10 protein-coding genes are annotated in these 11,714 nt (G+C 70.8%); 3 read left to right on the forward strand and 7 right to left on the reverse strand.

Going from position 1 to position 11,714, the window contains the following annotated elements; all coding sequences use genetic code 11:
- Positions 1-33: 33 nt before the first annotated feature.
- Genes Voc01_RS46775 through Voc01_RS46790 form a run of 4 tightly spaced genes read right to left on the reverse strand, consistent with a single transcriptional unit; the run spans position 34 to position 3,235 of the window.
- Positions 34-975 carry an asparaginase gene (locus tag Voc01_RS46775; protein WP_203934255.1) on the reverse strand — a complete coding sequence of 314 codons (942 nt, stop codon included), beginning with the start codon at positions 973-975 and terminating at the stop codon, positions 34-36.
- Positions 938-1,777 (reverse strand): beta-keto acid cleavage family enzyme, encoded by an 840-nt coding sequence (locus tag Voc01_RS46780; protein WP_203934264.1) that lies wholly within the window; start codon positions 1,775-1,777, stop codon positions 938-940. The genes Voc01_RS46775 and Voc01_RS46780 overlap by 38 nt, the downstream gene beginning before the upstream one ends.
- Complete coding sequence (gene ygfZ / locus Voc01_RS46785; RefSeq protein WP_203934256.1) at positions 1,774-2,811, reverse strand: CAF17-like 4Fe-4S cluster assembly/insertion protein YgfZ; 1,038 nt, start codon at positions 2,809-2,811, stop codon at positions 1,774-1,776. Before ygfZ ends, Voc01_RS46780 begins: the two co-directional genes overlap by 4 nt.
- Positions 2,812-2,815: 4 nt before the next feature.
- Complete coding sequence (locus Voc01_RS46790; RefSeq protein WP_203934257.1) at positions 2,816-3,235, reverse strand: Fur family transcriptional regulator; 420 nt, start codon at positions 3,233-3,235, stop codon at positions 2,816-2,818.
- A 69-nt stretch (positions 3,236-3,304) separates the two neighbouring features.
- On the opposite strand from Voc01_RS46790, the gene Voc01_RS46795 reads away from it, so the two are divergent.
- Together Voc01_RS46795 and Voc01_RS46800 are read left to right on the forward strand one after the other, a co-directional pair.
- Positions 3,305-4,114 (forward strand): aminotransferase class IV, encoded by an 810-nt coding sequence (locus Voc01_RS46795; protein WP_239161001.1) that lies wholly within the window; start codon positions 3,305-3,307, stop codon positions 4,112-4,114.
- A 123-nt stretch (positions 4,115-4,237) separates the two neighbouring features.
- Entirely contained in the window at positions 4,238-5,326 is a 1,089-nt protein-coding gene (locus Voc01_RS46800; protein ID WP_203934259.1) for a cellulose binding domain-containing protein, read from the forward strand.
- Between the two features lie 62 nt (positions 5,327-5,388).
- On the opposite strand, the gene Voc01_RS46805 is transcribed toward Voc01_RS46800, so the two are convergent.
- Positions 5,389-9,828 carry a S8 family serine peptidase gene (locus Voc01_RS46805; protein ID WP_203934260.1) on the reverse strand — a complete coding sequence of 1,480 codons (4,440 nt, stop codon included), beginning with the start codon at positions 9,826-9,828 and terminating at the stop codon, positions 5,389-5,391.
- A gap of 276 nt (positions 9,829-10,104) precedes the next feature.
- Between Voc01_RS46805 and Voc01_RS46810 the strand changes: the two genes are divergently transcribed.
- Positions 10,105-10,593: a winged helix-turn-helix domain-containing protein gene (locus Voc01_RS46810; RefSeq protein ID WP_203934261.1), complete on the forward strand. Its 489-nt coding sequence runs from the start codon at positions 10,105-10,107 to the stop codon at positions 10,591-10,593.
- 11 nt (positions 10,594-10,604) lie between these two features.
- On the opposite strand, the gene Voc01_RS46815 is transcribed toward Voc01_RS46810, so the two are convergent.
- On the reverse strand, positions 10,605-11,195 hold the full coding sequence (locus Voc01_RS46815; protein WP_203934262.1) for a heme-binding beta-barrel domain-containing protein: 591 nt from the start codon (positions 11,193-11,195) through the stop codon (positions 10,605-10,607).
- Positions 11,189-11,293 carry a small membrane protein MtfM gene (gene mtfM / locus Voc01_RS54335; protein WP_275423828.1) on the reverse strand — a complete coding sequence of 35 codons (105 nt, stop codon included), beginning with the start codon at positions 11,291-11,293 and terminating at the stop codon, positions 11,189-11,191. The genes Voc01_RS46815 and mtfM overlap by 7 nt, the downstream gene beginning before the upstream one ends.
- Between the last annotated feature and the right edge of the window lie 421 nt (positions 11,294-11,714).

An 11,714-nucleotide genomic window follows, 5' to 3' on the forward strand; every position in this document is an offset into this window, starting at 1 on the left:
CTGCAAGCAAACCGCTAGCTAGCGTTAAAGAAGTCACAGGACATGCCGGACAAATCCCACCGTATCGCCGCCGCCCAGGACCGGCTCGGCCGGCGTCGGCGTGTCGAGGCCGAGTTTCGTGAGAGCCCACGAGAGGACCGGCATCAGCGCGCGTTTGGACCCGTCGTCGATCTTCATCGCGACCGCGCCGACCCCCGGAACCGCGACCGCCTGAACCCCCTCGGCGCCGCCCTTGGCGAGCAGCCCCGGTACGGCCCGCATGAGCACCGTGTCGTGCGCCTGCGGCCCGGTGCCCGACACGTACCCGGGGTGCGCCCGCATCGCGTCGGCGACCTCCGACCCCCCGGTCACCAGGCGCAGGTAGGAGCCGGCCAGCGCCTGCAGCGACACCGCCAGCACCGGCGCACCGCAGCCGTCGACACCCACCCCGCCGACCCGCTCGCCCGCCAGTTCCTCGACCGTCGCCCGGATCGCCACCTGCAGCGGGTGCGCCGCCTCCCAGTAGCCGTCGACCGGCCACCCGGCGGCGAGACACGTGAGCAGCATCCCGGCGTGCTTGCCGGAACAGTTGTTGCTGGCGCGGCTGAACTCGCCACACGGGTCGCTCAACGGCACCGTCGCCGGGCACCGCAGCGCCGACTCGGGCAGCCCGGCACGGTGCAGCATCGCGCGGGTCCCGGTCACATGGAAGTCCTCACCACGGTGACTGGCCGCGACCAGCGCGAGCTCGGCGGCATCGGCCGGCGCGAAGCCGGCCCGCAGCATCCCGGCGGCCTGCAGCGGCTTGTTCGACGAGCGCGGGAACACCGGCGCCGCGATGTCGCCGACCGCCGCGACCACCGTGCCCGCCGCGTCGAGCACCGCGACCGACCCGTGGTGCCGGCTCTCGACGAACCCCGACCTGACGACCTCGGCGACCGGCTCGCCGCCCCGGTAACTATCCGACACGTGCGATACCGAGCAGGCGGCGGGCATCGGCCGGCGGCATCGGCGGGCGCTGGGCGAGCCGCGCGAAGCTGACCGCCCGGGCGACCAGTTGCGCGTTGCTCTCCACCGGCTGGCTGCGCGCGTAGGTGATCGTGTCCTCCATGCCGACCCGCAGGTGGCCGCCGGCCGCGAGCGAGGCCATCAGCACCGGCAGCGTCGTGCGGCCGATACCGGTGGCCGAGAACGTGGTGCCCTCGGGCAGGTTCGCCAGCGCCGCCTTGCAGGCGACGAGCGCCTCCACGGTGCCCGGCATGCCGCCCGCTACGCCCATGACGAAGTCGACGTGCACGTGGCCGCCGGCCGGTAGGCCGTACTTGTTCAGCAGCCGCTCCAGGGCGGCCAGGTGACCGAGGTCGAAGATCTCGTACTCGGGCACGATGCCCCGGTCCTGCATGCGGGTGTGCAGGTCGACGATGAACGCCCAGCGGTTCAGGAACACGTCGTCGCCGAAGTTGACCGTGCCCATCGTGCAGGAGGCCATGTCGGGACCGGCCTCCAGCACCCGCAGGCGGTCCTCCTCGGGGTCGGTCACGGCGCCGCCGGTGGACAGCTGCACGATCAGCCCGGTGGCCGTCCTGATCGCTTCTGTCGTATCGCGGAGGCGGCCGAGGTCGAGCGTGGGCTTCGCCTCGTCGTCACGGATGTGGATGTGGATGACGCTGGCACCCAGCGCCTCGCACTCCTTCGCGGCTACGACCAGCTCGTCGATCGTCACCGGCAGGGCCGGCGCGTCGCGCTTGCCGACCTCCGCACCGGTCGGCGCGACGGTGATCAGTGTGTTGCCCATCAGCTGTCCATCTGAGCGGTCGACTCGCCGACCCGCAGCTGCGTGTCGTCCTTCACGTTGTTCTTGACCAGCGCCAGCGCGACCTGGCCCAGCTCGTGGTGGCGCACCGCCGTGCCGACGAACCCGACCGTGCGGTCGTTCGCCGTCACCGGCGTGCCCGGCACCGGCAGCTCGTCGGTGGTGATGCCGTCGAGGTGCAGCAGCACCAGCTTCCGCGGCGGACGCCCGAGGTGGTGCACCCGGGCGACCGTCTCCTGACCGCGGTAGCAGCCCTTCTCCAGGTGCACGGCCGGCGCGGTGAACCCGGCCTCGGCCGGCAGGGTCCGGTGGTCGGTCTCGAAGCCGTGGCGGGGCCTCTTCGCCGCCACGCGATGGGCCTCGTACGCCCAGAGCCCGACCTTTTCGACGTCGATCGTGTCCTTGTCGGCCCGCGGCACCAGCAGGTCGGCGCCGTTCTCGACCCGCCGGACCCACCCGGCGCCGAACGCGGCGACCCGGTAGATCGTCGACGGCCGCGGCGGCTGGGTGCCCTGCGCGAACTTGGCACCGGGCACGTCGAGCGCGTCGGGCGGGTCGAGCCGGTCGACGCCGAGTGCCGCGAGCGCCTCGTCGGTGCCCGGGCCGACCAGCGACAGCAGCGCCCAGTCGGCGGTGACGTCGGCGGGCTCGACCTGCGAGAAGAACCGCATCCGCTCCAGGTGGCCGAGCAGCTGCGACCCGGGTTCCAGGTCGAGCCACGTGGTGGTGCCGTCTTCGGTGACCATCGCGTGGTGCTCGATGTGGCCGTGCGGCGAGAGGATCAGCAGTTCGGTGCCCTGCCCCGGCTGCAACTTCTCGAGGTGCTGGGTGGTGAGGCTGTGCAGCCAGGTGAGCCGGTCTGCGCCGGGCACCGCGATCACGGTGCGGTGCGACCGGTCGACCAGGCCGACCTTCTCTTCCAGGAGGCGCTGCTCGCGCACCGGGTCGCCGTAGTGGGCGACCGCGCCGGCGTCGCGGCTGGCCGGATCGAGGGCGGCGATGTCGATCGCGGAGGTCATGTGCCTATCCTCCTGCGCAGTCGCGGCACTCGCCGAAGAACGAGACGTGTCCCACGTCGACCGTGAAGCCGCGCTCCCGGGCAAGCTGGTCCGACACGCCGTCGAGAACGCTCGGCTGGACCTCGTCGACCCGGCCGCAGCCCCGGCACACCAGGTGCACGTGCTGCTCCTCGGCGGCGGCGTGGTACGTCGGCGCGCCGTGCGACAGGTGCGTGTGGGTGACCAGGCCGATGTCCTCCAGCAGCTCCAGCGTGCGGTACACGGTGGAGATGTTGACCCCGGCGGCGGTCTCGGCCACTTTGCAGTGCACCTGGTCGGGGGTGGCGTGCCCCAGGTCGTACACCGCTTCCAGCACGAGCTGCCGCTGCGCGGTCAGGCGCAGGCCGCGCTCACGCAGTACCTGGGCAAGAGTGTCCGAAGCCACGCTCCGATGGTATTCCCCTGTCGTTAGGCTGCTGGACTTGTGACTGTCGTAGCCGTATTGGGTCGTGGCGTGGTCCCGGCCGACACCCCGGTTCTGCGGGCCGACGACCTCGCCGCCGTGCGTGGCGACGGCGTGTTCGAGACGATCCACCTCCGCTCGGGGTCGCTCTGGCAGCTCGACGCGCACCTCGACCGCATGGAGCGCTCGGCCGCCCGGCTCGAGATCGCGCTGCCGCCGCGGGCCGCGCTCGAGGAGCTGGCTTCCCAGGCCGTCGCGGAGTGGCCCACCGAGCTGGAGGGGGCGCTGCGACTGGCGTGCTCACGCGGTCCCGAATCGGGCGGGTCGCCCACGGTGTGGGCGACCCTGAACACGATCAACGAGAAGCAGCTGCGCGGCCGCCGCGAGGGCGTCACCGTCCGTACGCTCTCGCTCGGGTATCCGGTGGACGCGCGCAGCGGGCTTCCGGCGCTGCTCGCCGGCGCCAAGACGCTGTCGTACGCGGTGAACATGGCCTGCCAGCGCTGGGCGGCGGCCGAGGGCGCCGACGACGTGCTCTGGGTGTCGGGCGACGGCTACGCGCTGGAGGCGCCGACGTCGACGCTGGTCTGGCTGACCGACGGCGTGCTCCGCACCGTGCCGCCGGAGCAGACCGGCATCCTCGCCGGCACCACGTCGGCCTACCTGCTGGCGCACGCCGGCGAGCTGGGCTGGACGGCGGAGGAGCGCCTGGTACGCCCGGCCGACCTGCACACGGCCGACGGCGTGTGGCTCACCTCCTCGGCCCGCGGGCCGGCCGAGGTGCGCGCGCTCGACGGCGTGCCGCTGGGTCCCAGCCCCGAGACGCCGCGGATCGCCAAGCTTCTCGGCTTCCCGGCCTGAACCCGGCCCGTCCTCCCGGCCTGAACCCGGCCCGTCGAAGCGGGGACGTTCAGTTGATTGTCATCGATTCGCATCGATACTCATACTGACCGCCCAAATCACCCCCTTCGATTGGTGCCGGTCATGTCCCTGCGCAAGCCCATCCTGTACGCGATCCTCGGCATGCTCGTCACGGCACTCGGCTTCGTGGTTGCCCAGCAGCCCGCCTCGACGGCCGCCCCCGCCGCCCGGGTCATGGCCCTCGGTGACTCGATCACCGCCGCACCCGGCTGCTGGCGGGCGTACCTGTGGCAGCAGCTCCAGGCCGCCGGCTACACCGCCGTCGACTTCGTGGGAACGGCGCGCGGCGACGGCTGCGGCTTCACCTACGACGACAACCACGAGGGCCACAGCGGCTTCCTCGCCACCGGGATCGCCAACCAGAACCAGCTGCCGCCGTGGCTGTCGGCCACCAACCCCGACATCGTGATCATGCATCTCGGCACCAACGACATGTGGGGCGGGCAGACGCCGGTGAGCACCGTGCTCGGCGCCTACACCACGCTGGTCAACCAGATGCGGGCCAACAACCCGCGCATGAAGATCATCGTCGCCCAGATCCTGCCGATGGGCCAGCCCGCGTGCACCGCCTGCACCCAGGCCGTCATCAACCTGAACGCCGCGATCCCGAACTGGGCGGCCGGCCTGTCCACCACGCAGTCGCCGATCGTGGTGGTCGACCAGTGGACCGGGTTCAGCGTCTCGACCGACACCGGCGACGGCGTGCACCCCAACGACTCGGGCTTCCGGAAGATGGCCAACAGGTACTTCACCCCGCTGACCCGCCTGGTCGACGGCGTCACCACCCAGCCGTCGGGCAGCTCGTCGTCGTCGCGGCCGGCAAGCCCGTCGTCGTCTTCGTCGAGCCCACCGCAGCCGGCCCCCGACTGCCAAGCCACCTACACGATCGCCGGGCAGTGGCAGGGCGGGTTCCAGGCCGAGGTCACCGTGCGGGCGGCCAGGCCCATCGCGACCTGGACCGTGACCATGCGCTACACCAACGGCCAGCAGATCACCCAGGGCTGGAGCGCCACGTACTCGCAGACGGGCGCGGTGCTGACGGCGCGGCCGGCGAACTGGAACGCGGGACTGCCGACCGGTGGCACCACCACGTTCGGCTTCCTCGGCTCCTGGACCGGCACCAACAACCCGCCGGAGATCAGCTGCGCCTGACCCGCGTCATGCACAGGGCAGCGCCCGGGGAGACCCCGGGCGCTGCCGTCTTTCGGGTGGGGTCAGACCCCGCCGACCCTGGTCGGGCAGGCCGTGAACGGCTTCAGCGAGAAGTCGAGCACCTCGACGAAGCCCGCCTGCACCTGGTGCCGCTTGACCTGCGAACGCCAGCCGTCCCGCGAGACGATGACGTCGTAGCGGCCCTTCGGCAGCCAGATCTCGTACGTACCGTTCGTCCTCGTCCGCAACGGGTACGCGATGTCGGGGTTCGAGGACAGCGAGATCTCCACCTGGGCCTGCAGCGGCACCGTTCCGCCGCAGCCCTGCCCGGTCACCGTCCCACTGATCTTGCCCCAGTTGGCCGGTGGCAGCACGTGCATGGTGACCTTGACCGGCGTCACCGGGAACGGGCTGTTCACCCGCGCCAGGATCTCGGCGGTGTAGTCGCCCGGCTGGGTCACGCCGACCGCCGTGGTGGCCGTCAGCGTCACCTTCACAGTGCGGCTGGCGCCCGGCGCGAGCGTGAACGACTGCGGGTCCTCCGACAGCCACGGAATCTGGGCCTCGGCGGTGCAGTCCTCCAGATCGGCCAGGTACTCGGCGTCATTGAGCGCGTTGCGGCCGCTGTCGACGCCGCCGACCTTGTAGAAGCCGCACGCACCGGCGCCGCGGAAGCTCGCGACGTTGGAGTTCGGCAGGTTCGCCCACGTGTTGGTGGCCGGGTCGTAGGCCATCGTGCCGTTGGTGAGCGTGCTGCCGCCGTTGGTGAAGCCACCGTTGATCACCAGGAGCCCGCCGGCCGCGCCGTGCTGGGAGAGCGACCGCTCCTCCGGCATCGTGGCGATCGGCGTCCACGAGTTCGAGTCCAGGTTGTAGGCGTACGCGTCGTCGTACAGGGTGTTGCCGCTGGACCCACCGGCGCAGTAGCCCTGTGCGCCGATGCCGCCGCAGGCGATCCACGCCACCGGGTGCGGATACTGGGCGGCCTCGCTGAACCCGGTCACCGGGTCGAAGATCCACGACCGGGCCGAGTGGTTGCAGTTGCCGTCGAGGCAGCCACCGACCAGCAGCACCTTGCCGCGGAAGACCGCGGCACCCGCGGCCGCCGCCGGATCCGGGTGGGTCGCCTCCAGCGTGCTCCACTCGTTGGCCGCTGGGTCGTAGACGTCGACGCTGGCGATCGGCGTGCCGTCGGCGGACCATCCGCCGAAGACGTACAACTTCCCGCTCATCACCGCGACCTGCGGCTTCTGCCGGGGAACCGGCATCGACGCGGCTTCGGACCAGTCACCGGTCGCCGGGTCGAACACGAGCGTCGAGTCGAGCTCGGTCACCCCGTCGTAGCCGCCGACCACGTAGAGCTTGCCGTTGAGGAACGCGCCCGCCTGGTCGGTGGCCGTCACCGGCTGGTCGGCGAGCGGCGTCCAGGCGTCGGCCGCCCACGGCTGGTTCTGCGGTTGGCTGATCGGCTTCGGCGACCGCGAGCTGTACTTGTTCGCCACGGCGCCGCCGGGAACGGCGATCCGTTGCAGCGGCGCGCCCTGGCGGCCCTTCAGGATCTCGAACCCGCCACCGCTCTCGAACAGCTCCACGGTGGCCGGAGCCGACCCCGTGTTGCGGACCGTGATGTTGTAGTTCCTGGTCTGTCCGAGCGTCTGGTAGCTCTCGATCGCGGTCGGGGTGATCGTGATCCGCGCCGTCCCCAACGCGAAGTCCGCCCGGACGGTCGCGTTCGCCGCCACGGTCACCGACTTCGTCGTCGGCGTGTAGCCACCCTTGCTCGCGGTGAACGGGTGGGCACCGGTCAGGCTGGAGAACAGGTAGTAGAACCCGTCGGGAAGGTTCGGGTCGTCGGGGGTCGCGGCCGAGACGCCCTTCTCCGCCGGCCGGTCGTCGCTGGTCACGGTGACGCCGTTGAGCGGCTGGCCGGTCAGCCCGTCGGTGGTGAAGCCGGCCACGAGGCCGCCCGTCACCGGCGCGCACACGTCCCGGTAGACGCGCACGTTGTCGACCTGCCACCACCAGTCGAACGTGCCGAAGTAGTGGAACCGCAGCTTCACGTTGCTCTGGTTGGCGGCCGGTGCCAGCGACACCGTCTCCACCGTCGGCCCACGCCGGCTGTTGACCTCGTGGTACACGTTCGTCCACGTGGTGCCGCCGTCGATCGACACGTCGACGTCGGTGAAGTCCTCGGAGCCGAGGTCCCTGAAGTCGCTGTTGAAGCTCAGCAACGGATCCGAGACGCCGGTCAGGTCGATCACCGGTGTCAGGAGGTCGGTGTCGGTCGTGGTGCCGGCACCCGCGTCGTCGCTGTCGGCGTCGGCGAAGGCGCCGTCACCGCCGGTCAGGTTGCCGTCGGCGCCCGGGTCGTCGAACTCCCACTCGCCGCCGCCCGCGTTGCGCTTGACCACCGACCAGCCCGCCGGCAACGTACCGGCGTCGAACGACTCCGACAGGTACGTCGGCCGGGAGTAGCCCGGCGCGTTGCAGTCCGCGGCGACCGTGAGCTCGATGTCCCGCGTCACCGGGGTCGTGCCGACCACCACCTCGACCGTGCTGGCGGTGTACCCGGGATAGACCGCCGTGGCCGTCACCTGGTACGTGGCGTTGCCCGGGACCGTGAGCGTGTAGGCGCCGGTGAACGGGTCGGTGTACACGTCGCCGCTCGGGCTGTTGACCACCGTCAGCCTGGCGTACAGGCCCCATCCGTGGCCGGAACCGTCGAGGACGCGCCCGCTGATCGTCACCGACTGCTGCGTCGAGAGCGCGAAGTCCGCGGTCGCGACACCGCTTTCCGGGACGCTGACCGTGGCCGACCTCGTGCCGTAGCCGTACTTCGACGCGGTGATGGTCTGCTCGCCGGCCACCACGGTCAGCGAGTACCTACCGTCGGCGCCGGTCAGCGTCACGAAGTCACCGCTGACGACGGTCGCCGCGGCGATCGGTGCGCCGGTCGCCGCGTCGGTGACCGTGCCGACGACGCGACCCGCCGGGCCGCGCGGCGAGCTCAGGACGGCCTGGTAGGCGTCGAGGCGGCCCTCACCGAAGTTGTTGTTGTCGTCGGCCGTGCCGCCGCAGCTGAGCGAGTTGGCGTCACGGGCGGTGTTGTCGAGGATCTGCCGGGTCTGCGCGACGTTGTTCTTCAGCGCCGGCGCCTCCGACCACATCAGCGCGACCGTGCCCGCGACGTGCGGTGCCGCCATCGAGGTGCCGTCGAACGCGTCGTAGCCGCCACCCGGGACGCTCGACCGCACGTTCACCGCCGGAGCCGAGATGTTCGGCTTGATCTGGTTGCCCTCGCCGCGGCTGGAGTCGGCGTAGAGGGCGTTGTTCACGTCGTAGCCGCCGACGGCGTACGACTCCTCGTAGTCGGCGGGCGAGCCGACGGAGCCGCAGCCCTGGACGCCTTCGTTGCCGGCCGCGAACACCGGCATGATGCCGGCGCTCTCCCAGGCCCGCACGATGTCGTGGAACCACTCGTCGTGGGCGTCGTCGCCCCACGAGTTGTTCACGATGTCGGGGCGCAGTTCCGGCCGCGGGTTCTGGCCGTTCACATCGGTGGGCGCGGTGATGAACTGGCCGGCGGCCAGCAGCGTCTCCGAGGAGCAGGTCCGGTCCTCGCAGCCGCGGGCGGTCATCCATTTGGCGCCGGGCGCGACGCCTACCTGGTTACCGGCGCCGTCGTCGCCGACCATCGTGCCCATCGTGTGCGTGCCGTGTCCGTTGTCGTCACACGGAACCAGGGGGTTCTCGCACGAGGCCGACGGGTCGTACCAGTTGTAGTTGTGGTCGAACGTGCCGCCGCCGAGGTTGCCGCGGTACTTGCCGACCAGGGCCGGGTGGTCGAAGTCGACACCGGTGTCGATGCTGCCGACGACGATGCCCTCGCCGGTGTCCTCGAACTCGCTCCACACCTGCGGCGCGTTGATGTTCGCGACGCCCCACTCGACCGCCATGGTCGCCGGGCCGTCAGCGCGCGCCGTCGGTTCCACCAGGGGCACCGAGCCGACCGGCGTGATCTTCTTGACCTCCGACCGGGCGGCCACCGCGTCGAGGACGCTCCTGTTGCCTGTCACCACCATCGAGTTGGAGATCCAGAACGACGTGAAGGCGACCTTGTTCCTGGTGAGCAGCTCCGAGAGGCCGGCCTGGCTCTTCGTGGCGGTCGCCGTGAGCTGCTGGTAGACGTGCTGGGTCTTGGCGGTCTTCGACTTGATGCCGGCCGCTCCGGAGAGTTCGGCCTTCTCGTCGAGGTAGACCATGAACCTGGCGCTGCCGTTGCGGGCCAGCTCGTCGAGCACCTGCTTGTCCACGTCGGCGCCGGCCGCCCGTGCCGGTGCGGCCACCACCGCGACCGACAACGCGGTCATGGCGAGCACCGATCCGGCGGCGGCGAGCCGCCGGAGTCGCGACCCCCACCGCGCGCCCGGCTGCCCCCTGCCGGCGGCGACCGCGGCCGGGCCGCGTGGCAGGCTGCCCGGCCTGCCCGTTGCGAACTGCATGCTTCCTCCCCTGGGGTCCCCGCGCCGGGATTTCCGGGCGACGGAGAACTGCGGAGCGGACCGGTTACACCGGGTCGCCCTTGACCGACATGTTCCTGTCCTAGGTAGATGGCGATCAATGGCACAGGATGGGCAGTTCGATGGCGCGAGTCGGGCGCGAATCTGTCCGGAGGGCACCCTTTCTGTCGATCAGGGCCGGACCCGAGGGTTGACCCCAGAATCAACCGTTCGGTTGTCTGTCATTGGCGGTCGTCGAAATGAGGCGGTGGTACTGCAATGACGGCAGTAAACGTCGAATGGCCCCTGGTGGTGTGCGTCTCCCCTGATCCGGACGTGCGCGAACGCGTCGCCCGCCAACTCGACGGCGGCGGCATCGTGCTCATGTGCCCGGATATCGACGCTCTACGGGCGATGCTCAACAACAACGCCATGCAGGGCGGCAGCGTCACCGGCCCGGCGTTACCCACGCCCCGCCCGGAGCCCGCACTCGTCATCGACGCCGATGAACACGAGGTGCGGTGGCGGGGAGCCGTCCTGCCGCTGACCCGGTTGGAGATCGAGCTGATGGCGCACCTGGGCAGCGACCCGGTGCGGGTGTGGCCGTACCGGCGGCTGTTCAGCACCGTCTGGGGCGGGGCCTACCTGGGCGACAACTCGATCCTGCACTCGGCCGTGAAGCGGCTGCGCCGCAAGCTGCGCGACACCGGCGGCGGCCCGACGATCGAGACCGTGCGCGGCGTCGGCTACCGGCTGGTGACGCACTAGCCGCCTTGGGATCAGCCGGCGACGCGGTCGAGCTTCGCGCTGAGGTACGCCTTCAGCTCCTGACCCATCGCGGCCATGGCGACCACGTACGCCAGCGACCTGCCTTCCTCGACGAGGCCGTAGAGCCGGTGCACGCCGGAGACCTCCTTGCCCCACGGCGTGCGCATCATCGCGTCGGTGGCGACCTCGATCTGCAGCGGCGGGCCTTTGATCTCGCCGAGGTACACGCCGGTGACACCGGCGTCGAGTTCGGTGATGTGCGCCTCGACCTCGTCGGAGTTCTGCTTCGCCCGCCACCAGCCGACCTCGCGGCCGGCCAGCCGAACCGGCTTGTCCTCGTCGTCGAGGACCCACATGCGCGACTCGTAGGAGAGGAACGGGCGGCCGTCGTGGCTGAACCGCACCTCGTGCCCGTAGGTGAAGTCCTCCTCGACCGGCGCGTAGCCGCCCCGCCCCCGGCCGCGCCACACGCCGACCAGCGGCAGCAGCCCCAGCAGGTCAGGGTGCAGGTCGGGCCCGTGCCGCAGGTTGTGGGTCTCCTCGTACGGGTACGGATCGACGGGCGCGAGGCCCTCCCACGGCGGACGGTCGATGCTCACCATTTACCTCTCGACATACGGACGGCCAGGTAGACCAGACCGCCGGCCAGCGCTCCGAAGCCCGCAACGAGCAGGCTCACGAACCCGACGACGGTCCACATCGTCAACGATCCTAGGCCGTGTGTCGAAGTCCCGGTCGAGGCGGCGGGGCCCGGCGACTCCCGGCCGCGGCGTCGACGAACGGCCTGGTAGTGCTTCGTCAGGTCAGTCGACCGGCCGAGCCGCTCGCGCCCGCGCCCGTTGTCGACGCGTCCGCCGATCTTGCACTCGTGGCCGCCTCTATTTGCGGAAATGTCATGTTTTGAGGGAGGCCACAACTGCAAGATCGGCGCAAAGGGGCGTCGTGGGGCGCCCGGGGACGACGCCGACGTGGGTCGTTGAATGCGTTGCGCCACACGGCATCCCGGGAACCCGACGAAGCACTACCGGTGTCCTGGGTCGTTGGTTCGCATGCAGACGTGGTGTGTCACTGTGCGTTCGGATGCTCTGTCGTCGCGAGGGTTCGGAGGTCTGTTGATCGTT

The organism is Virgisporangium ochraceum (assembly GCF_016863655.1).
Classification (GTDB): Bacteria; Actinomycetota; Actinomycetes; order Mycobacteriales; family Micromonosporaceae; genus Virgisporangium; species Virgisporangium ochraceum.

Excerpts from the sequence above, each read along its gene's own strand:
- Voc01_RS46805 (WP_203934260.1), bottom strand. The coding sequence starts at position 9,828 with ATGCAGTTCGCAACGGGCAGGCCGGGCAGCCTGCCACGCGGCCCGGCC.
- Voc01_RS46800 (WP_203934259.1), top strand. The coding sequence starts at position 4,238 with ATGTCCCTGCGCAAGCCCATCCTGTACGCGATCCTCGGCATGCTCGTC.
- Voc01_RS46810 (WP_203934261.1), top strand. The coding sequence starts at position 10,105 with ATGACGGCAGTAAACGTCGAATGGCCCCTGGTGGTGTGCGTCTCCCCT.
- mtfM (WP_275423828.1), bottom strand. The coding sequence starts at position 11,293 with ATGTGGACCGTCGTCGGGTTCGTGAGCCTGCTCGTTGCGGGCTTCGGA.
- Voc01_RS46815 (WP_203934262.1), bottom strand. The coding sequence starts at position 11,195 with ATGGTGAGCATCGACCGTCCGCCGTGGGAGGGCCTCGCGCCCGTCGAT.
- Voc01_RS46775 (WP_203934255.1), bottom strand. The coding sequence starts at position 975 with ATGCCCGCCGCCTGCTCGGTATCGCACGTGTCGGATAGTTACCGGGGC.
- ygfZ (WP_203934256.1), bottom strand. The coding sequence starts at position 2,811 with ATGACCTCCGCGATCGACATCGCCGCCCTCGATCCGGCCAGCCGCGAC.